21 protein-coding genes are annotated in these 20634 nt (G+C 65.2%); 6 read left to right on the top strand and 15 right to left on the bottom strand.

The window, feature by feature from the left end; translation table 11 throughout:
* Positions 1–36: 36 nt before the first annotated feature.
* Positions 37–1440: an MATE family efflux transporter gene (locus tag NGM29_RS17255; protein WP_254160619.1), complete on the bottom strand. Its 1404-nt coding sequence runs from the start codon at positions 1438–1440 to the stop codon at positions 37–39.
* Between the two features lie 341 nt (positions 1441–1781).
* Between NGM29_RS17255 and mtnP the strand changes: the two genes are divergently transcribed.
* Positions 1782–2636: an S-methyl-5'-thioadenosine phosphorylase gene (gene mtnP / locus NGM29_RS17250; protein WP_254158002.1), complete on the top strand. Its 855-nt coding sequence runs from the start codon at positions 1782–1784 to the stop codon at positions 2634–2636.
* 18 nt (positions 2637–2654) lie between these two features.
* On the opposite strand, the gene NGM29_RS17245 is transcribed toward mtnP, so the two are convergent.
* From NGM29_RS17245 to NGM29_RS17215, 7 genes are all read right to left on the bottom strand, one after another.
* A complete protein-coding gene (locus NGM29_RS17245; protein ID WP_254158001.1) occupies positions 2655–3137 on the bottom strand; it encodes a DUF8108 domain-containing protein in 483 nt (160 codons plus the stop codon).
* Positions 3130–3504, bottom strand: coding sequence for a DUF8108 domain-containing protein (locus tag NGM29_RS17240; RefSeq protein ID WP_254157999.1), 375 nt, complete (start codon positions 3502–3504; stop codon positions 3130–3132). Before NGM29_RS17240 ends, NGM29_RS17245 begins: the two co-directional genes overlap by 8 nt.
* A 196-nt stretch (positions 3505–3700) precedes the next feature.
* Positions 3701–3907, bottom strand: a complete 207-nt coding sequence (locus tag NGM29_RS17235; RefSeq protein WP_253437754.1) for a hypothetical protein — start codon at positions 3905–3907, stop codon at positions 3701–3703.
* An 82-nt stretch (positions 3908–3989) separates the two neighbouring features.
* A complete protein-coding gene (locus NGM29_RS17230) occupies positions 3990–4991 on the bottom strand; it encodes a segregation and condensation protein A (protein ID WP_254157997.1) in 1002 nt (333 codons plus the stop codon).
* On the bottom strand, positions 4984–8568 hold the full coding sequence (smc, locus tag NGM29_RS17225) for a chromosome segregation protein SMC (RefSeq protein ID WP_254157995.1): 3585 nt from the start codon (positions 8566–8568) through the stop codon (positions 4984–4986). The genes NGM29_RS17230 and smc overlap by 8 nt, the downstream gene beginning before the upstream one ends.
* Positions 8569–8625: 57 nt before the next feature.
* On the bottom strand, positions 8626–8943 hold the full coding sequence (locus NGM29_RS17220) for a DUF7518 family protein (protein WP_254157993.1): 318 nt from the start codon (positions 8941–8943) through the stop codon (positions 8626–8628).
* A 78-nt stretch (positions 8944–9021) separates the two neighbouring features.
* Positions 9022–9990, bottom strand: a complete 969-nt coding sequence (locus NGM29_RS17215; RefSeq protein WP_253437793.1) for a transcription initiation factor IIB — start codon at positions 9988–9990, stop codon at positions 9022–9024.
* 249 nt (positions 9991–10239) lie between these two features.
* Between NGM29_RS17215 and NGM29_RS17210 the strand changes: the two genes are divergently transcribed.
* Positions 10240–10743, top strand: coding sequence for a GNAT family N-acetyltransferase (locus NGM29_RS17210; RefSeq protein WP_254157991.1), 504 nt, complete (start codon positions 10240–10242; stop codon positions 10741–10743).
* A 194-nt stretch (positions 10744–10937) separates the two neighbouring features.
* On the opposite strand, the gene NGM29_RS17205 is transcribed toward NGM29_RS17210, so the two are convergent.
* The 5 genes from NGM29_RS17205 to NGM29_RS17185 all read right to left on the bottom strand — a co-directional run bounded on the left by NGM29_RS17205 (position 10938) and on the right by NGM29_RS17185 (position 15382).
* Positions 10938–11666, bottom strand: a complete 729-nt coding sequence (locus NGM29_RS17205; RefSeq protein WP_254157989.1) for a guanosine phosphorylase — start codon at positions 11664–11666, stop codon at positions 10938–10940.
* Between the two features lie 299 nt (positions 11667–11965).
* The gene (locus tag NGM29_RS17200) at positions 11966–12295 is read right to left on the bottom strand and encodes a HalOD1 output domain-containing protein (RefSeq protein WP_254157987.1); all 330 of its coding nucleotides are present in this window, start codon (positions 12293–12295) and stop codon (positions 11966–11968) included.
* Between the two features lie 126 nt (positions 12296–12421).
* Positions 12422–13309, bottom strand: coding sequence for an ATP-dependent ribose-1-phosphate kinase (locus NGM29_RS17195; RefSeq protein WP_254157985.1), 888 nt, complete (start codon positions 13307–13309; stop codon positions 12422–12424).
* A gap of 190 nt (positions 13310–13499) precedes the next feature.
* Positions 13500–14330 carry a DUF63 family protein gene (locus NGM29_RS17190; protein WP_254157983.1) on the bottom strand — a complete coding sequence of 277 codons (831 nt, stop codon included), beginning with the start codon at positions 14328–14330 and terminating at the stop codon, positions 13500–13502.
* 68 nt (positions 14331–14398) lie between these two features.
* Positions 14399–15382, bottom strand: a complete 984-nt coding sequence (locus tag NGM29_RS17185; protein ID WP_254157981.1) for a ribose 1,5-bisphosphate isomerase — start codon at positions 15380–15382, stop codon at positions 14399–14401.
* 106 nt (positions 15383–15488) lie between these two features.
* Between NGM29_RS17185 and NGM29_RS17180 the strand changes: the two genes are divergently transcribed.
* Positions 15489–15662 (top strand): hypothetical protein, encoded by a 174-nt coding sequence (locus NGM29_RS17180; protein ID WP_254157980.1) that lies wholly within the window; start codon positions 15489–15491, stop codon positions 15660–15662.
* A 108-nt stretch (positions 15663–15770) separates the two neighbouring features.
* On the opposite strand, the gene NGM29_RS17175 is transcribed toward NGM29_RS17180, so the two are convergent.
* The gene (locus NGM29_RS17175) at positions 15771–16046 is read right to left on the bottom strand and encodes a hypothetical protein (RefSeq protein ID WP_254157978.1); all 276 of its coding nucleotides are present in this window, start codon (positions 16044–16046) and stop codon (positions 15771–15773) included.
* A 137-nt stretch (positions 16047–16183) separates the two neighbouring features.
* Between NGM29_RS17175 and NGM29_RS17170 the strand changes: the two genes are divergently transcribed.
* From NGM29_RS17170 to NGM29_RS17160, 3 genes are all read left to right on the top strand, one after another.
* Positions 16184–17545 (top strand): D-aminoacyl-tRNA deacylase, encoded by a 1362-nt coding sequence (locus NGM29_RS17170; protein WP_254157976.1) that lies wholly within the window; start codon positions 16184–16186, stop codon positions 17543–17545.
* Positions 17546–17681: 136 nt separating this feature from the next.
* Complete coding sequence (ftsZ, locus tag NGM29_RS17165) at positions 17682–18827, top strand: cell division protein FtsZ (RefSeq protein WP_254157974.1); 1146 nt, start codon at positions 17682–17684, stop codon at positions 18825–18827.
* A 220-nt stretch (positions 18828–19047) separates the two neighbouring features.
* Positions 19048–19773 carry a hypothetical protein gene (locus NGM29_RS17160; RefSeq protein WP_254157972.1) on the top strand — a complete coding sequence of 242 codons (726 nt, stop codon included), beginning with the start codon at positions 19048–19050 and terminating at the stop codon, positions 19771–19773.
* A 39-nt stretch (positions 19774–19812) separates the two neighbouring features.
* Here NGM29_RS17160 and NGM29_RS17155 read toward each other — a convergent pair whose 3' ends face one another.
* Positions 19813–20598 carry a helix-turn-helix transcriptional regulator gene (locus NGM29_RS17155; protein ID WP_254157970.1) on the bottom strand — a complete coding sequence of 262 codons (786 nt, stop codon included), beginning with the start codon at positions 20596–20598 and terminating at the stop codon, positions 19813–19815.
* Between the last annotated feature and the right edge of the window lie 36 nt (positions 20599–20634).

Here is a 20634-nt window from a genome sequence, read left to right as displayed (position 1 = left end):
TCGTCGATCGTCAGTCGTCGTCGCAGCGGCCGTCGCTCAGTCGTTTACCGAGGACGCGCTCGCCGGTTCTGGCCCCGCCTGCTCGGGTTCGTCCGCGCCCTCGCCCTCGTCATCGACGATTGACCCCTTCCAGGTGCCGCGGGTGAAGTAGGCGATGGCAGCGAGCGCGCCGACGACGTCGCCGGCGACAACGCCGATCCAGATGCCCGTCGTTCCCCAGCCGGCGACGAAGATGAGGTAGTAGGCCACCGGAACCCGGGCGATCCAGAGGGTGACGACCGAGAAGACGAGCGCCGTCTTGGTGTTCCCGGCCCCGCGAAACGCGCCGAGGAGGACCTGCAGGACGCCCATGAAGACGAACATCGAGGCGGCGATTCTGAGGTACGTACTGCCGTGGGCGATCGTTTCGGCCGCCCCCTCCTCTCCGGACGTCATGAACACGCCGACGATCGGTTCCGGGGCGACGAACGCAATCGCTCCCGCCGTGAACATGATCGCGGCGACGACACCGGAGGCGACCCAGGTCGCCCGGCCGGCGCGGTCGGGCTTTCCCGCGCCCAGGTTCTGACCGACGATCGTATCGGTCGCCTGTCCCATCCCCATCGCCGGGAGGAAGGCAAGCGAGATGAGTCGGTTGCCGAGGCCGTAGGCCGCGACGACGGCCATGGGGAACGTCGCCACCATCGCCGTCATCGCGATCATCGCGAGCGAACTCATCGACTGCTCGAGCGCTGTGGGGACGCCCAGTCGCGTGATCTTCGAGACGTACTCGCGCTGTGGCACGAGGTGGCCGGCCTCGATCTTCGGGCCGACGTCCGTTCCAAACAGGACGTAGAGACCGATGGCAGTCGCCACGGCCCGCGAGAAGACCGTCGCGACGGCCGCTCCCTCGATCCCGAGGGCGGGAAACGGCCCGACGCCGAAGATGAGCAGCGGGTCAAGCACGAGGTTGATGACGACACTGACGGCCATCACGCGCATCGGGGCCCGCGTGTTCCCGTAGCCGCGCATGAGCGAGGTGAAGATGAAGAAGCCGAACAGGAACGGCGACCCGAGGAAGAAAATGCGCATGTAGTTGGCTGCCAGGGGGATCACGACGGCCTTCGTCTCTGGATCTGCTGGAAGCAAGGCGAGCATCGGATCGGTCACGAAGTAGCCGAGCACGCCGAGCACGATCGCGACGATCGAGATGAACGAGAGCGTCTGTCCGGCGATCAGTCCGCCCTTGCCGCTCCCGGCGCCCGTGTGCTGAGCGATGAGGATCGCCCCCGCCGCGGTGAAACCGCCGCCGATCGAGATCAGGAAGAAGATCAGCGGGAAAGCCAGGCTCAGTGCGCCGACCGATTCGGGCGACAGCGCGCCTAACCAGAAGGTGTCGCCGATGTTGTAGGCGACCTGCAGCAACTGGATGACCATGAGCGGCCACGCGAGCCGAAACATGGGCCGGAGGAGCGGGCCGTCGGTGAGGTCGCTACTGTTCGCGGTCGTCGCGGTCGTTCCCGGGGAGTCGGTGTCGGTCGTCTTGCTCTCGCTCGCACTCGAGTTCGCGTTCGTACTCGCGGTCACGCTCGCGTCCGTACCTGCCGTCTCCTCGAGGGGCTCGGTGCCGGAATCGTCCTCGGGAGGCATTACGAATCGAAATAGTTCTCAGGATACTTGAACTCTCGTACGACGTGATAGCGTGTCGCATCGCCCTATCGTCTCGAGCGAGCGGCAGTCGATGGTGAGCTGGGCCGCACAGATTCCACACCGTTTAGGAACCTCCCCGTCGACGTCGAGGTATGACCATCGGCGTCATCGGCGGAAGCGGTATCTACGAAGCACTGCCACTCGAGAACGTCTCTACGGAGTCGGTGACGACGCCCTACGGCGAACCGAGCGACGATCTGACGATCGGTGAACTCGCCGGGCAGGAGGTCGTCTTCCTCCCGCGTCACGGCGAGGACCACCAGCACACTCCCACCGAAGCGAGTTACCAGGCGAACATCTACGCGCTCAAGGACGCAGGCGTCGACCGCGTCATCTCGACGAACGCCGTCGGCAGCCTGCGCGAAGACCTACCCCCGCAGTCGCTCGTGATCCCGGACCAGATCTTCGACCGAACGAAACACCGAACGCCGACGTTCTTCGGCGACGGGATGGTCGTCCACATGGGCTTCGCCGATCCGTACTGTCCGGCGATGGTCGATCACCTCGCGACCGCCGCCGAGGAAGCGGCCGAGACCACCGTCCAGGAGGGCGGCACCTACGTCTGCATCGAGGGACCCCAGTACTCGACCAGAGCCGAGAGCGAGTTCTACCGCGACCAGGGCTGGGACGTCGTCGGCATGACCACCATCCCGGAGGCCAAACTCGCCCGCGAGGCCGAGATGAGTTACGCCACGGTGACCGGAATCACCGACTACGACGTCTGGAAACAGGACAACGAGGTCACCCTCGAGGAGGTCCTCGAGAACGCGGCGGCCAACCAGGAGTCGATCAATGCGGTGATCGAGCAGGCGGTTCGGACGATGCCCGAGGACTTCGAGAGCGAGGCCTGGTCAGCGCTCGAGGGCACGATCAACACGCCCGTCGAATCGATTCCCGCGGAGACCCGCGAGCGCGTCGAGTTGCTGGCGGGGCAGTACCTCGAGTAGCCGGCCTCCCAGCGCGCGTCAGTCGTCGAATTCTCGAGCCAGTTCGCCACGCCCGCTCGATTCGTTCGTCTCCCGAGCACTCGACTCGAGCGCTGCGCTGCTCGCCTCGCGCTCGAGGCACTCCGGACAGTAGACGTTCTCGCCCCACTCGGGGACGGTGACGGTGGTGCCGAAGAGAACCTGCCGGGTCGCGTACCGGCGCCGCTCGCCGCCTGCCGCGTCGGCGCTGCACTCGTCGCAGACGCTCGCTTCGTCGGTCACCCGCTCGCTCGAAACCTCGCGGCGTTTGCCGATGACGTAGATAGGATGGGTCGAGGCCGCCGCGGCCTGCCAGCAGAGCACCAGCCCGAGAAAGAACAGGAGCGCGCCCAGCCACCAGTAGCCGAGCCACGTCGGGACGAAAAACAGCGAGATCAGGAGCCAGCCCCACAGCAGAACGAATCCGAGGTTGTCGGCCAGCCGCCGGACCCGTCGGTCGAGGCTCGTCGGGCGCTCAGGCATCATCCTCGAGGGCGCGCTCGAGTTCGCGCTTCGCACTGGTGTCGTTTGTTCGGACGCGCCCGACCTCCGAACTTTGGTCGACGCCTGGACCGCCACCCGGCCGGGCGCACTCGAGGCAGTAGTCGTTGATTCCCCACTCGAGGGTGTGCAGCGGGACGCCGAAGATGACGAACTGCCGGGTGTATCGCCGCCGGAGACCCTGGTGGCAGGTGGTGCCACAGCCGGCACAGTGCTTGCGGGGGCCGTCGAAGGTGTCCTCGTCGACGCGGTGTTCGACGCCGAAGGTGTGAGCGGGGTAGAGCGGAATCCCGCGGGAGGTCCAGAGGACGAAGAGACCGATGAAGAAGTTCGCCCAGCCGAGTAGCATGGCCCAGCCGGTCTGGAAGACGGCTACCGGCTAGAGTAGCAGGAAAACGAGTGCCACGATCGGGAAGAGCTTTCGCAGGAGGGCGAACGCGCCGAGGCGGGCGCGAAAGAGCACGTCGTCGGGTCGCGACATCTGCACACCTGTACGTTCTTCAACACCTAAGGTGTTCTGATCGATTCTCGAGTCCGGCGCTCGCTCAGTGACGTCGTGGGTCGTCGCTCACACCCCAGAGCACCCGGTAGGCGACGTAGCCGACCAGCAGAGCGAACGCGAACATCGCGACGGTCTCGGTGAACCAGACGATCGCGTAGAGCGCTCGAGTGAGCGTCCGCACGAGGACGTACCCGCCGTAGAGGGCGACGACCACGACCAGTCCGCCGAGAGCAGCCTGCACGCGTTCCATACGCTCAGTGTGGGTGGCCACTACAAAAATTGGGGAGTCAGCGCGACTCGAGCGGTACGACGTTCCACGTATCGCGCGTCGTTCAATCCGCGACCGCTTCCTCGACCTCGGCCTCTGGCGTCACGGGTGCGATCCAGAGGTCGCTGAAGAGTTCGTCCTGCTCGAGCACCAGCCGTCCACGGTGGGCCAGAAACAGCAACGCAAGGTAGGTCATCACCCGCGTCCCGCCGACGTGGTCGATCTCGGCGTAGAGCACCTCGTCGCGCCCCTTCTCGTAGTGGGCCTCGAGTTCGGCCTCGACGTCGTCGATGACGGCCTCGATGTCCTCCTCGTGGGCCGTGTGGGTCACGTCGTCTGCCGTCGGCTCGTCGTCCACCCGGAAGTCGTCCCCCGAGTGGTAGCTCAGCTCCTGCATCCCGCGACCGTATCCGTGCGGGGAACCACTCGTGTCGTAACTCCGGGAGGACTTCCACCAGGTGCCGCGCTCGGCGTCCCGGAGCTCTCGGACCAACTCGTCCAGCGTCTCGGGCTTCCCGCGGGCGTGCTTGCGCTCGAGGCGTCGATCCATCTCGGCCTCGAGGCTTTCGATGGGGTCGAAGCCAGGTGCCGCGTCCTCCATCGCCGCCTCGTCGGCGAAGGGGGCTTCCCACGGCGGGAGTTCCTCCTCTTCGGGCTGGTCGGGGGCGAACAGTTCGTCGCTCTTCATCCGGAGGAGGACACTCGCGTAGAACAGCGCCCGACCCGACGTTCGAAGGTCTGCATCGTCGAGCACCTCGAGGAACTTGTCGGTGACGGCGACGATGTCGATGTCCCAGGGGTCGATCTCGCCGTCTTTGGCGAGCTGGACGAGGAGTTCGACGGGTTCGACTTCGTCGTCCTCGTCTTCGTTCCTGGCCTCGCCGCCTCCGCCGTCACCTGCCGTCTCGAGGTCGTCTTTGCTGTCGTCCGAGCCAGTGATCTCGCTCTCGTCGAACGCGAGGACCGAGTCCCCGGCTCTCGAGTTCCTGGCAGACCCCGGCCGTTCGCGGTCCTCGTGACCGGCGATCTGCAGCGGGATGTCGTCCTCGCCGTCGCCGTCAGTCATCCGCCGGGACCTCCTCGCCGTCCCCGTCGCCGCTCAGGTCGATCCCCGTCACGGCCGAGACGTTATCTTGCTGCATCGTGACCCCGATAGCTCGCTCGGACCGATCGAGCATCGCCGAGCGGTGAGAGACGACGACGAACTGGGCCCGACCCGCGAGTTCGTCGACCATCTGACCGACGCGCTCGGCGTTGACCGCGTCGAGGAACGCGTCGACCTCGTCGAGGGCGTAGAACGGCGCCGGGTTGTGGCGCTGGATGGCGAAAATAAACGCCAGGGCGGTCAGGGACTTTTCACCGCCGGACATCGCGTCCAGGCGCTGGATGGGCTTGTCGCCAGGTTGGGCCTTCATCGTCAGGCCACCCTCGAACGGGTCCACCTCGTCCTCGAGGTGGAGCGTCCCCGTCCCCTCCGAGAGCTTCTCGAAGATGTCGGTGAAGTGCTCGGCGATGGCGTCGTAGGCGTCCATGAACGTCCGTTTCTTCTGGGTTTCGTACTGTTCGATCCGCTCGCGGATGCCCTCCGCTTCCTCGACCAACGTCTCCCGTCCCTCCTCGAGGTCGTCGAGGTCCGAGCGCACGTCGTCGTACTCGTCGATCGCCAGCATGTTCACCGGTTCGAGCGCTTCCATGTCGGCCTCGAGCAACTCGACCATCTCGACGACGGTGTCGTGGTCGGGAACGTCTTCGGGATCGTACTCGCCGACTTCCTCCTCGAGGGCGTCGATCTCCCACTCGAGGGCGCCGGCGCGCTCGCGGGCGGACTCGAGTTTGCTCTCGACGGCGTTGACCCGGTCTTGCTGCTGGTCGCGTGCCGTGCGGGCCTCCGAGACGGCCTCTTTGACCTCCGATCGTTCGCCTTTGAGTTCGGCTAACTCGTCCTCGAGTTCCGCGACGGCCTCGCGTTTGTCCTCGAGTTCCCCGCGTTTGTCCTCGATGGCGTCTTCGCAGTCGTCGATCGTCGACTCGAGTTCGGCCTTGCGGTTCTGGGCCGTTTCGATGTCGTCGTGAAGGTCCTCGATGGCGTCCTCGGCGTACTGCTTCTCGAGGCCGAGTTCGTTGAGCTTCGTGTCGAGGGTGTCCATCCGCTCTTCCCGCTCGTCGATTTCGCCCCCGAGGTCCTCGATCTGGGCGGTGAGCTCGGGAATTTTCGAGTCGGCGAGTTCGGTCTCGAGGTCGTCGATGTCGGCCTGAATGTCGTCGATCTCTCCCGTGGTGGCCTCAATCTCGTCGGCGATCTCGGTCATCCGCTCGTCGACGGACTCCCGGTCGTCCTCGAGGTCCTCGAGTTTCGTCTCGAGGTCTTCGACGTCACCCTCGATACGCGCTCGTTTTTCGTCTAACTTCTCGAGTTCGGCCTCGATCGAGCGCACCTCGTCGGCGGCGTCGGTCTGGCGGTCGCGGGCGTCGTCGAGGCGCTCCTCGACCCCCCGGAGGTCGCTCCGGACAGACTGTTTTTCGTCCTGTAACTGGGCGATCTGGGTGGCGACGCGCTCGATCTGGCCCTTCCCGCCGCTGGTGAACGAGTATCTGGATCCCTTCCGGGAGCCACCGGTCATCGCCCCGCTCTTCTCGACGAGGTCGCCGTCGAGGGTGACCATGCGGTAGTCGCCCATGTACGCCCGGGCGGTCTCGATGTCCTCGACGACGAGGGTATCCCCGAGGACGTACGAGAAGATGCCCGCGTACTGGTCGTCGAAGTCGACCAGGTTGTACGCGAAGTCGACGACCCCCGGATCTGAGGGCGCGTTCGGTAGCCCTCGAGAGCGCATCTTCGTGATCGGGAGAAACGTGGCTCGCCCGGCGTTTCGCGACTTGAGGTACTCGATACACTGCTGGCCGATCACGTCGTCGTCGACGACCACGTTCGCTAGCCGACCGCCGGCCGCGGTTTCGCAGGCGACGGCGTACTCGCCGCTCACGCTGCCCAGCTCCGCGACAGGGCCGTGGACGCCGTCGATGGCCGCGTTCTGAATCGTCGTCACCGCTCGACCGAACGACGAGTCGCCGCTTTCGCCAGCGTTGGCCTCGAGTTCGGCGTACTCGGCCTGTTTGGCCTGTAACTCGTCGTCGATCTCCTCGAGTTTCGCCTGCAGTTCGCGCTTCTCGTCACGCAGGTCCTCGACGACGCCAGTGATGTTCTCGCGGTTGGCCTCGGCCTTTTGGAGTTCGCGTTCGAGGTCCTTGCGCTGGGTCTCGATCTCGGGAATCGACTCCTGGAGAGCCTCGATCTCGGCCTCGGTTTCGCTCACCTCGTTCGAGCGACGGCGGGCCTCGTCGAGCAGGCGGTCCTGCTCGCGCTGGAGGTCGTTCTTTTCGGTCTTCGCGGCCTCGAGGGCGTCCTTTCGCTCCCGGAGTTCGGCTTTGACCTCGTCGTACTCCGTGTCGACGTCGTCGATTTCGGTCTCGAGGCGCTCGACCTCGCTCTCGCGCTCCTGCACTTCGGACGTGAGCGAGGCCTTCTCGAGTTTGTACTCGCGCATCTCGTCCTCGAGGTCGGCGACCTGTTCCTGTTTGCGATCGATCTGGACGAACGCCTCTCGCCGAGTGGATTCGGCCTCATCGATCCGATCGGTCGTCGCCTCGATACGGTCCTCGAGGCGGGAGATGTCGCCCTTGACGGACTCGATCTCGCTCTTGATCCGCAACTGTTCGTCCTCACCCTTGCGCTCGATTTCGGCGTTGAGGTCCTCGAGGTCCTCCTCGAGCCTGAGCACCGTCCCCTGGCGTTCGTCGAGTTCGCGCTGGAGGTCCTCGAGGTCGGCCTCGAGGCCGTCGATCTTCTCCTCGACGCCCGCGAGTTCCTCGCGCTTGTCCTCGAGTTCGCTCGCCTTGAGATACCCCTCGTACTCGTCCTTCTCCTCGCGAAGTCGCCGATAGCGAAGCGCCGTCTGGCGCTCGTCCTCGAGTTGGGCGAGCCGGTCGCGTTTTTCGCCGATGCGCAACTCGGCCTCGTCGATACGTTCTTGCACGATCTCGAGTTCGCCGAAGGCGTCCTCTTTCTTGGCGTCGAACTCGGCGACGCCGGCGATCTCGTCGATGATCTGGCGCCGGTTGTACGGCGTCATGTTGATGATCTCGGTGACGTCGCCCTGCATGACGACGTTGTAGCCCTCGGGGGTGACGCCGGCCTGGGCGAGCAGGTCCTGGATGTCCGAGAGGTTGACCGAGCGGTCGTTGAGGTAGTAGTAGGAGTAGTAGTTGTCCTCGGTGCGCTTGATCCGTCGACGGATGCGGATCTCCTCGCAGTCGCCGACGTCGTCGCTGCCGGCGGCGTTGACGACCTGCGAGCGCGTCAGCGTCTCGTCGCTATTGTCGAGGATGACCTCGACGATGGCCTCGCGTGGACTGGCGGATTCCTCGTCCCCGTCGTGGCCCGGGTTGTAGATCAGGTCGGTGAGTTTCTCGGCTCTGATCCCGCGGGTGCGAGCCAGGCCGAGCGCGAAGAGGACGGCGTCGATGATGTTCGACTTGCCGGAGCCGTTCGGGCCCGTGACGACGGTGAAGTCCTCGTAGAAAGGGATCTTCGTTTTCCGGCCGAAACTCTTGAAATTGTCCAGGACGAGCGCCTTGATGTGCATTCGAGATCTCCGTAGAGCGGGCGTCGACCGCCGACGCGAGTCGGACGAGTCGACGAGTTATGCGACAATAATGTCGTCGGTACCTGAGTCTTCTGGTTCGCCCTCGAGCGCTTCCTCTTCATCCTCGACGCCGTCGGCTTCCGCGGCCGCCTCGGCGACGTCGTTCTGGGCGGCCTCCGGCGTCTCGTCGCCCTCGACCTCGGCGTCGGCCGACTGGCGTCGCTCCGGGACGCGCGTCGGGATTTCGGTATCCAACTCGGCCTCGAGCACGCGGATGCGTTCTTTCGATTCGACGAGTTCTTCGGTCAGTCCCTCCACGGTGGACTCGAGTTCCTTCACGGTCGCCTCGAGTCGCTCGACGCGGTTTTTCGGCATACCTACTAGGGACTGTTCTCGCTACTTAAACGTACGTCAGACACGTATATTGTGGCTGACAGAAAATCCGCTCGAGGATCAGTACAGGCCGACTGCCTCGATCTGCTCCTGATATCGGTTGCGAATTGTCACCTCGGTCACCTGGGCGACGTTGGCGACCTCCCGCTGGGTCTTCTTCTCGTTACAGAGCAGCGAGGCGGCGTAGATGGCCGCGGCAGCGTAGCCCGTCGGCGATTTCCCGGAGAGGAGCCCCTTCTCGGCGGTGACGTCGATGATCTCGTTGGCCTTCGCCTGGACCTCCTCGGACAACTCGAGTTCGGAACAGAACCGGGGGACGTACTTCTTCGGATCGACGGGCTCCATGCCCAGGCCGAGTTCCTGGGCCACGTAGCGGTAGGTACGACCGATCTCCTTACGGTCGACCCGCGAGACGGCGGCGACCTCCTCGAGGCTCCGCGGAATACCCTCGATTCGGCAGGCGGCGTACAGCGCCGAGGTGGCAACGCCCTCGATCGAACGCCCCCGGATGAGGTCCTCCTGGAGTGCCCGGCGATAGAGCATGCAGGCGACTTCGCGGACGGACCGTGGAATGCCGAGCGCCGAGGACATCCGGTCGATTTCGGAGAGGGCGAACTGCAGGTTGCGTTCGCCGGCGTCCTTGGTCCGGATGCGCTCTTGCCACTTGCGCAGGCGGTGCATCTGGCTGCGCTTTTCCGAGGAGAGCGAGCGGCCGTAGGCGTCTTTGTCCTTCCAGTCGATGGCCGTCGTCAGCCCCTTGTCGTGCATCGTCTGGGTCGTCGGTGCGCCGACACGCGATTTGCTGTCGCGCTCGGCTGCGTTGAACGCCCGCCACTCCGGCCCGCGGTCGATCCGGGATTCCTCGACGATCAGCCCGCACCGCTCGCAACTGATTTCGCTCCCCCCGTCGCTCGTGACCAGCGATTCGGACTCACACTCCGGACACTGTTTGACCGTCGACTGGGTCGAGTCCGTTTCTTTCGTCGCCGACGTCGCGGATTGCTCTCGTTCGCGGGTGGGGCGTATCATCGGATACCTCCCTGAATGCGACGGGGAGGGTTAAGCCCTCTGTTCGACACTCTGACAGTTACTCACCACTATTCGCTCGTTTCCGCTCTCGAACTGTGGCCGTCGACGGCCCCTCGAGCCAACCGCCCTCGTGGTTCAAACGATACACGGTGGAACTGACGGATTCGCCGAATTGACCCCGCAGAACCCCGTCTCCCAGTGACTGGGAACGCGAGCCAGGCTTAGGTCCGTGTCGTCCGAAGCGAACGTATGGTCTCCGCCATCGATCAGCACCGACGACCCTCGTCCCCGACGACGTTTACGGATCGCGCGGAGCGACCGATCACCGTCGATGCCTACGCTGGTGGCCCCGAACCAGTGGTTGAGATGTACACGCACTTCGACGACGAATCGCGGTCACAGGGACTCCCACCGCGGGGCGAGCCCAGGATACGCGAGTGGATCGACGGACTCCTGGACGAGGGGCTCCACGTCGTCGCACGCCATCGAGGCGACGTGGTCGGTCACGCCGTCCTGGTCCCGTTCGACGACCGAGCCGAGCTGGCGATCTTCGTCCGGCCGGCGTACCAGTCGGCGGGGATCGGTACGCAACTCATCGGTCGTTTGCTCGAGTACGGTCGGGAAAACGGCGTGAGTCACGTCTGGCTGACCGTCGACCGGAACAATCGCATCGCGATGAACCTCTACCAGTCAGCCGGCTTCGAGACGACGGCGCGCAACCGCGGCGACTACGAGATGGAACGGTACCTGTGAACGCGGGACGCACGAACCCGGCCCGCCCCACTGCGGAACCACCCTCGAGTACGCTCGAGGTGCGTCCAGGCATAAGCTCGAGATAACGGTAGTCGCTCGAGGACACGACGACAGACTCGCTCGAGTCGGCATAAGAAGTCGCCGAATGAAGAGTGCGTCCGCGATGGGACTCCCGAATATCGCAGCGACCTCGTCTACAGGTTCGTCGTCGCCTCAAGCGCGATGTCGATCGCTCGAGCGACGTTGTTTTTGGCCTTCTCGGGCAGTTCGTCGTCCTCGGTGTCGGTTCCCTTCTGGGTGCCCTTCACGAGGTTCCCGTCGACGGTGCAGATGGCGCCGGCGCGGAGACCCTTGCGTCGCGCGAGGGTGAACACAGCCGCGGCTTCCATCTCGACCGAGAGCAGGCCGGCGGCCTCCCAGTTCTCGACGTACTCGTCCGTCTCGGCGTAGTAGGCGTCGTCGCTGGCGATGGGGCCGACGTGGACGTCCTCGCCGTTTTCCTCCGCACCGTCGACCAGCGCCGAGAGGACCTCGTAGTCCGGAACGGCCGGGTACTCCACGTCCTCGTAGCGCTTCGAGGTCCCCTCGTTCTTGGCGGCGCCGGTCGCGACGATCATGTCGCCAATCTCGATCTCTCGCTGGAGGGCGCCGGTCGTCCCGACGCGGACGAACGTCTCGACGCCGACGTTTGACAGTTCCTCGAGGGCGATCGCGGCGGAGGGACAGCCGATGCCGGTCGAACAGATGGTTAGCTCGCGGCCGTCGTAAACGGCGTTGACGACTTTGTACTCGCGGTTCTGAGCGATCGTCTCGGATTCATCGCAGTGGCTCGCGATGCGGTCGACGCGTCCCGGGTCGCCTGGAATCAGCGCGATGTCGTGGACGTCACCGTCGTCGACGAGCAGGTGCGGTTGGGTTGCCATGAACGGCGATTCTCGGACCGGCCGCAAAAAGGTCGCGTTCCGTCCGGCGGAAGTCGATCGGTTCGTGGCCGGCACTCGACGCCGACGACCATCGCTGCTCGGTGCTCGTTAGTACCCGCGACTCGAGGGTCGTGCTCTCATCCGGTTCGCGAGCAGCCGCTCCCCCGTTCTGTCTTGCTGGCTGCTCGGTCTCCTTGCTCGCTGTCGCTGCTCGCTATCGCCGCCCGCCGTATCGCCAATCCGATTCGTCGCCCGGTGTCCCGCGGTGGGATTTGGCGTGGGCGTGAGCGGAGGCGTGGTTACGACGTGATCTCCCGTGGCTCGTCGTCGGCCGTCACGTGAATGCACGTCGGCGTGATGACGACCAGTCCATCAGGAAGGTCGATCGTGATCCGTCCGTCTTTACGAGGCGTACCGTCGTGCCTGTCGGCGAACAGTGCGTCGAGTGCCTCCGGGTCGACGTACTCGTACAGCTGTGTCGACGACGAAAGTACCTCTTCGCCCCTGTACATCGCAATTGCGGACGCCGTGGCCACGCTCAGTGGCTCGGCGTCGTCCCGCTCGTACCGGACGTGATGTCGTGCCCCAGTCCCCCGGGAGCGAACGGCCCCTGCTGTTCGTTCGTTCATGTCTATCAGGTATACGTCTCCGTGACGCTAGTCGAGTTGCCAACGACCAGTGGCATATAGGTACCGTCAGACACCACTGGCTGCAATAGTTTGGTATCAAAGAACGTGGTAAAAAGTGACACGAAATCAGCGAGTGTGGTCGCCATCGAGTACCGCCTCGACTGCACTAACCGTCGGCGCACACCGTGCCCCCTCGACGCTCGCCGCGAGCGCGCCACAGGCGTTCGCGAACTCGAGGATCCGTTCGACGTCGTCGGTCTCGAGGTACATCGCGAGAAAGCCGGCCGCGAACGCGTCGCCGGCACCCGTCGTGTCGACGGCTTCGATGTCGAACCCGGGATGGTGAATCGACCCTCCAGGCGTGTGGACTTCGGCCCCGTCGCCGCCGTACTTGACGACCAGGATGCGGTCGCTGAAGTCCGACGTGGGGTAGGTCTCTTCGATCATCGACTCGACCTCCCGGTCGTTCGCAAAGATCACGTCCGCGTGGGCCAGTGCCTCGTCGTAGTCGCGTTCGGCCAGCCGTCGCCCGGGGTCGACGCTGACGGTCACGCCGGCGTCGCTGGCGAGACTGGCGAGGCGGCCGGCCGTATCGGGACGCTGGCTCGTCAGGTGGACGTGATCGGCGCGATTGACGCGATCCGGGTCCAGATCGGACGGCCGGACGGCCTCGTTGACCCCGTCGTTCCCGAGGACGGCCACCTCGCCCTCGTCGTCGACCAGAATGTACTTGACCGCGGTGTCGGCGCCCTCGATGATTCGAACGCCGTCGAGGTCGACGCCCGCGGCCTCGAGTTCGCGCCTGGCCAGCAGGCCGTTGTCGTCGTCGCCGACGCTTCCGACGAGCCCGGCTTCGACCTCGAGGGTGGCAAGCGCGGCGGCGACGTTCGCGGCGCTCCCGCCGCCGGACTGGCGTTGTGAGTGGATGGCGGCTTCGCCGTCGGGTTCGGGGAAGCGGTCGACGCGGAGGGTGACGTCCCAGTTGACGTGACCGGCGGTAAGTACGGTGACCATTCGACGATGGCGGAGAGACGAGAGCCGGTCAAAAAACGTTGTCGTCTCCTCTCGATGTGCGAGCAGTTGGCGGGTTTTCTCGATAACTCGGGTAGTCGGCGGGCTCTTCACACTACTCGAGCAGTTGTCGGGTTCTCTCAGTTACTCGAGCGATCGTCGGACTCTTCTCACTACTCGAGTCAACCCGCTCTCACGCCCCCACGCCCACGGCAAACAGGAGGATATTGTGGACGCCGGGGCCGAGCCCCACGGCCGCGATCAACCCGAGGACGATCCGGGCCTGTCGCGGCTCCTCGCGAACGTACTCCTCGAACAGCGAGACGATGATCAGCGCGAGGACGACCTTCACGAGGACGAACAGCCAGCCACCGCCGATGTACCCCGCCGTCGGGAGCATCTCACCCACCTCGAGGATGAACGCCGAGGCGGGTACGTCCTCGGTGACGCCGAGGACGTCGTAGCCGATCGCCGTCGACACGCCGTCGAGGGCGTGGGCGAAGACAACCAGTGCGCCGGTCACCCCCGTCACGGCCGCGACGTCGGTCCGCCAGAGGCTGAGGGCCACCCAGGCGATGGCGGCGACGACGCCGGTGACGACGACGGTGATCACCGGCCAGAAGGGTTCGAAGGTTCCCATCTGCCAGCCAATTAAGACGGTAAACGTAGCGAAGACGACGGCGAAGCCGGTCCCGACGATGCCGACGAAGCGTTCGATCGATCGTTGGAGGCCGGCGGCGTACAGAAAGCTCCCGGCGATCCAGGTCAAGCCGGCGACCGCCGCCGTCGTTACGTACACCGTCGGGGCGCTGAACAGCGCCTCGAGGCTCGCGGGAAATTGCTCGAGCTGGTACAGGACATACAGCGTCGACCCCAGCATCATCCACGGGACGAACGCCATCACCGTTTCGTCGGTCACCGGCGGCGCCAGCACCCACAGGAGCGCCACGGTTCCCAGAAGCACCACCGCCAGCGGTACCACCACGTACCACGGCGGCAAGACGAATCCCTCGGGTACTACCATAGCACTACTGGGACAGACCAACGTGAAACAATTTCCGGTTATCGACGACGTTCGGCCGTAGCGCGGCCTCAGACCGCCCAGGGATCGGTCGTCGTCTCGCCGAAGAGGTCGCGCATGAGCATCACGATGCTCTCGGGCGGGTACTGTCCGTGCTCGGTGACGATGGCGTCGACGTGACGGGGCGGGGTCACGTCGAATGCCGGGTTCTCGACGGTGAGGCCGTCGTCGGGTACGTCGCCGTCGGCCGCGACGTCCGCGTAGGCCGTCTCCTCGAGCACCTCCCGTTCGTCGCGCATCTCGATCTCGACGGTGTGGCCCGTCATCGTGTCGGGGTGGAGTTTGATCGACTGGGCGGCGACCATCACGGGAACGCCGCGCTCGCGGGCGTTGACGGCCAGGCCGCTGGTGCCGATTTTGTTGATGACGCTGCCGTCGGCGGCGATGCTGTCGGCCCCGACGAGCACGTGGTCGGCCTCGTCCAGATACCGCCTGGCGGCGTTGTCGACGATTAGCGTGACGGGGACGCCCATCGAGCGCAACTCGCTCGCGGTGATGTGCCCCTGGAGGCGTGGCCGGGTCTCCTTAACGATCGCCTCGATCTCCTTGCCGTCCTCGATGGCCGCCTCGACGCAGGCGAGCGCGTCCGTCGAGTGGCAGTGAGTCATGACGACGTCGCCGTCGCGAAGTCGGTTTGCGCCGACCTCGCCGAGGGTCTCCTGGGCCTGCTCGAGGTCCTCCCGGAAGGCCTCCGCGCGAGCGACCGTCGACTCGCGCATGGCCTCGACGGTTTCGCCCTCGACCCCGCGGAGGACGTACCGCAGAGCGTTTGGCAGACTCACCGCAGTCGGTCTGGTCTCGTACAGCGCCGAGGCCGCGGCCTCGAGTTCCTCGCGGAATGCCTCCGACGAGTCCGCCTCGGAGCGCTGGGCCTGGGCGGCGAGGGCGGCCGCCGCGGCGTCGGCGATGGTCGCCGCGCCGCGAACCTCCATGTCGGCGATGTCGGTGGCCGTCTCCTCGACGACGGGGGCGATGTCGGGCGTTTCGTTGGGCATATCCGCTCGTTCACCCTCGGAGGTGAAAAGTCCGCGGGCGCGTTCGACGAGCCAAACTTAGGCCGACCAAAACGTATTTAGGTTTAGGCTCACCTAACACCTGGTAATGGACGTTCCCGTGCAGCACGACTCGGAATCCACCCTCGAGCGCTCCGACAGTGCAGACACCGACTGCCTCGTGACGTGTCACGAAACCCGCCCTGGCAAGGCCGTCTTCACCGAGTGGAACAACACCGACGCCTGGATCGCGACCGACCTGACCGTCGACCTCGAGCCCTGAGCCGGTCTTAACGGCGCCCGGAACCATTCTCGCACCAACCCGCCGCCTGCGACTCGCGGCCATCGGGTGACGAACCGCGCGTCGATTCCGCCACGGATTCCAGTTCCTTCACTCTCCAGTCGTCTGGTATTTCCCAAACACGCACTCCAAAGAGAACATCACGAGTCCCATCGTGAGTGCCTGAACGAGGAGGAACTCGTCACTCAACGTGATTCCGACCACGAGAACGCCGCCACCTGCCGACGTCCCCAGCAAGGCTGCATACCCTACGCGAGAGAGTCCCTTCGCCCACTCGTCGATGCGCCTGTAGAGGCGAGTTACGGCGTTCACATTAACGATACGGATACTCCGAAGGAAATATGTTGCGCAAGTGACGAACGTCATCGATCCACCCCAGTTCCAGGTACCGTGTTTGACCCACGAAACCGTCTTCCGGCCCGCCGATAGCACGTGCGGTTCGCAGTGCGAACTCTCGTATCGAAAACGGAGTCTATTCGGTCCCCCGCGGCCGACGACCCACCGTGATCGCCATCGTCGAGAGTCGTGCCGACCGCGCCTCGAGTCACATCTGCTCGCACCTTCGCGAGCTGGGTGACTGGGAGGAACGCGTCGACCCGGAGACGCCCGACGCCGAGGGCGGCGGCACCTACTATCGCACCGACGGCGCCGAGTTGCGGTCGTTCGACGCCCTCCACCTGGACCTCGAGCGCCCCGTCGACGCTTTCGACGCCGACCCCGAACCTGACCTGCTCGTCTTCGCCTCGCGCCACTCCGGGAACACCGGCCCGCTGCTGACGGCCCACTCCACCGGCAACTTCGGCCCTGCGGAGTTTGGCGGCGAGTCGGACGCCGTCGCCGAGGCGGCTCCGAACGCTCTCGCCGAACTCCTCGAGGCGTTCGACCGCTACGCGCCCGAAGGGTACGACACCGGCCTCGAGTGCACCCACCACGGGCCGACCGATGTCGACTGTCCCTCGCTGTTCGCGGAACTGGGAAGCGACGACGCGCAGTGGGACGACCCGGAGGGTGCCCGTGCCGTCGCGAAGGCGATTCTCGAGTTGCGGGACGTCGCCTCGCACCGGCGACGGACCTTCGTCGGCTTCGGCGGCAATCACTACGTCCCTCGGTTCGAACGGATCGTCCGCGAGACCCCCTGGCGCGTCGGCCACGTCGCCGCCGACTGGGCGCTCGAGGCGATGGGCGACCCGACCGACCACCGCGAGGTGATCGAGGCGGCGTTCGCCGCGAGCGACGCCGACCGCGCCGTCGTCGATGGCGAGTGGCCCGGCCTCGAGGTCACGATCGAGGACCTCGGCTACCGCGTCGTGAGCGAAACCTGGCTTCGGGAGGTCGGAGACCGACCTCTGGACCTCGTCGACGCCGTCGAGTCTCGGCTCGGGACCGTCGACGACGGCGTCCGGTTCGGTTCCCGTCACACAGCCGACTTCGCGGTCGCCGACCTGCCTACGGAACTGCTCGAGGCCGCGGAAGCCGTCGACGCAGAGGCCGTTCGAGTTGCCCTCGAGTCCACTGCAGTCGCGTTCGAGACGCGAAACGGCGGGAGCCGAGTCGGGGGACGAGCCGCCTTCCCAACTACCGGCCCAGGTGGTGAGGACCCGCTCGAGTCCATCGTTCGGACGGCCGCAGCGGTGCTCGAGGACCGCTACGAGACCGTCGAGTTCAACGAGCGAGCAGTGGTCGTCCGCGAGGTCGCCTTCGACCCGGCGCTCGCTCGCGAGGCGGGCGTCCAGGAAGGCCCGAAGTTCGGACGACTGTCAGCGGGTGAAGACGTGACCGTCGACGGGACGACCGTCCGGGCCGAGGACGTGTCTCGAGAACGGAGCAAATCGTTCCCGTGGAACCGTCTCGAGGACGAGAAGTAACGATCGATTACGAAATTTCTGCTGTCGATACGTCGGTGATACTTCGACCACCTGTAAGAATCCATTACTATGTCTGACGTCTGACTGACGCGTGGGGGAAAGATAATAATACTCCATCTTCTAGAACGGAACAAGAATGGACTCAATTGTCGAAAATGCCATCGACGAGGCCGAGGAGGACGCCACCGAGGGCGTCCCCGGGGCCGAGGAACCCCACCAGGGCGGGGCCGACGCTGGCGCGAACTCCGGAACGATGACCGACGACGAACTGCTCGACGTGCTCGACGACCTCCAGACGAACATTACGGTCGTCGGCTGCGGCGGTGCGGGCGGCAACACCGTCGATCGGATGAACGAGGAGGGCATCCACGGCGCGAAACTGGTCGCCGCCAATACCGATGTCCAGCATCTCGTCGAGATTGAGGCCGACACCAAGATCCTGATGGGCGAGCAGAAGACCTCCGGCCGCGGTGCCGGCTCGCTCCCACAGGTTGGCGAGGAGGCCGCCCTCGAGAGCCAGCAGGACATCTACGACGCCATCGACGGCGCCGACATGGTGTTCGTCACCGCCGGTCTCGGCGGCGGCACCGGTACCGGCTCCGCCCCCGTGGTCGCGAAGGCGGCCCGCGAATCCGGCGCGCTGACGATTTCGATCGTCACGACGCCCTTCACCGCGGAGGGCGAGGTTCGACGGACCAACGCCGAGGCCGGCCTCGAGCGTCTGCGGGACGTCTCCGACACCGTCATCGTCGTTCCGAACGACCGACTGCTCGACTCGGTCGGTAAACTGCCCGTCCGTCAGGCGTTCAAGGTCAGCGACGAGGTCCTGATGCGCTCGGTCAAAGGCATCACCGAACTCATCACCAAACCCGGCCTGGTCAACCTCGACTTTGCCGACGTTCGCACCGTAATGGAGCGCGGCGGCGTCGCCATGATCGGTCTCGGCGAGTCCGACTCCGAGGCGAAAGCCGAGGACTCCGTGAAGACCGCCCTCCGCTCGCCCCTGCTCGACGTCGACATCTCCGGCGCGAACTCCGCACTCGTCAACGTCACCGGTGGCAACGACATGTCCATCGAGGAGGCCGAGGGCGTCGTCGAAGAGATCTACGACCGGATCGACCCCGACGCCCGCATCATCTGGGGGACCTCGATCGACGAGACCCTCGAGGGATCGATGCGTACCATGATCGTCGTCACCGGCGTCGAATCGCCACAGATCTACGGCCGGCCGGACGGCGAGGCCGTCCAGCCCGAGGGCGACGACATCGACTTCGTCGACTGAATCGCTGATTTTCCCGCGTTTCGTTCACGTCCAGCAGTCGATTTGAGGGACGCCGATCCCACTCTCTGAGATTCTCGAGCCGCGATCGGGCAGACACTCGCGCTTTTCGGTCGTTTCGTCCCCGCTCTTCGCTCACACCGTACCGTTCTCACCCCCCGTTCACGTCGTGAATTCGTCTCACCGAGTGAGTACAATACCGTCGGACGCCAACGATCGGTCGATGCAATTACGCGCGAATCGCGGCCTCTCGAGGCGACGACTGCTTCGGACTGCGGGCGTCACCGCGGCCCTCGTTCTCGGCGGCTGTCTCGACGACGTACCGATCGGGGACGTAGAAGCCGACGAGGACGGTGACGACGGCGGCGACAGCGACGGAACCGATAGCGGAACTGACTCGAGCGATCGCTCACAGACCGGTGATCCGGGCGACGCGTCCTGGAACCCCTTCGAGTTCGACCGCCCGATCACCTACACCTACGAGACCTACTCGGCCGACGAGGGTGCGGGAACGCTCGTCTGGGACGTCACCGACGTGACTGACGAGGAGGCCACGGTCACGCTCGAGTACGAAACAGCAGAAACTCAGTTCGAGACGACCGTCAGCGGGACGAAGGAGGACCTCCAGAGCGACCTGATCCTCACGCCAGCGGGCACGTTCGTCCTCGCGACGCTCTTCTCGCCCACGATGGGGTACTACGAGGGGCGCACGCTCTCGGTCGGGGACGAGTGGTCGTACTCCTCGCCGGACGGCTCGATGCGATTCGCGATCATCGAGCGGCGGACGTACGCGGGCGTCGAGTGCTACGCTTCCGTCACGGAGGTCGACGGGCGAACCGTCCACGAGGGGTGTTTCGCACCGGACCTCGGACTGGCGCCGTACACCGTCTACTACGACGAGAACGGCGAGCGGTCCTTCGAGCTGGCGCTAGTCTCAGTCGATACGTAGTGGTCTGGGAGGAAGGCTCGAGTCGCTTGTGGAGACAATTCAGACGAGGCGGTCCGCATCTTCCCGATAGAGCTCGAACAACTGTTCTCCCCATGCGTACGCGTCTTCGTTATCGGTGTCGACGAACACCTCGAGGAGCCCCGTCTCGTCGTCGTACCCTCCGATTCCGACCCGGTCGTCGAACAGCGCGAGGCCGAACGGGACCTCCTCGCGGACCCAGAGCGTGAAGTTGTCCCGGTCGAACGCGTCGGTTGCAAGATCGGTGTACTCGGTCGCCAGCCGTTCGACGACCGCCTGGTCGTAGACGAGTTCGACTGGCAATCCGTCCGCGATACGGTCGTAGACGTCCTCGACGTACGTGGGCGAAACCGACGTCGTGTCGATGCCGCGGATCGAGGAGGTGGCCTCGAGCAATTCGATGAACCGATTCAGCGGGCGGTACGGATCGTGGGGTTCGACGGTGGTGACGGTCGCGTCGTCGAACCACGCGAAGTCGATCGGTTCCGATGACGCGGCGGCCGTGACCACGTCGTACAGTGGAGCCAGTCGGTGCGTCTCGGCGACCGTCGATCGGTAAGTCGCGGTGGCTCGTCCCAGCGCCTTGCCGAACGGGGTCAGCGCGTAGCCTTGAGCCGTCCGCTCGATCCAGTTCTTCTCTCGAAAGGACGTGAGAATCCGATGGGCAGTCGCCGGCGAAACCTCGAGCGCTGCGGCAAGTTCAGGTTTCTCGAGGGGTTCGTCGGCCAGCACGTCGAAAACGTCGTGCCGCCGGATCAGTTCGACGAGCACGTCCTCGGTGTTCGCTTCGACCGAACGAGCATCCATTAGTAGTATATCATATTCATGGTATAAAGTCTTTTC

Source organism: Natronosalvus rutilus (assembly GCF_024204665.1).
GTDB classification, from domain to species: Archaea; Halobacteriota; Halobacteria; order Halobacteriales; family Natrialbaceae; genus Natronosalvus; species Natronosalvus rutilus.
Note: the sequence above shows the minus strand (reverse complement) of the source record. Positions and strands in the feature narration are given on the sequence as shown.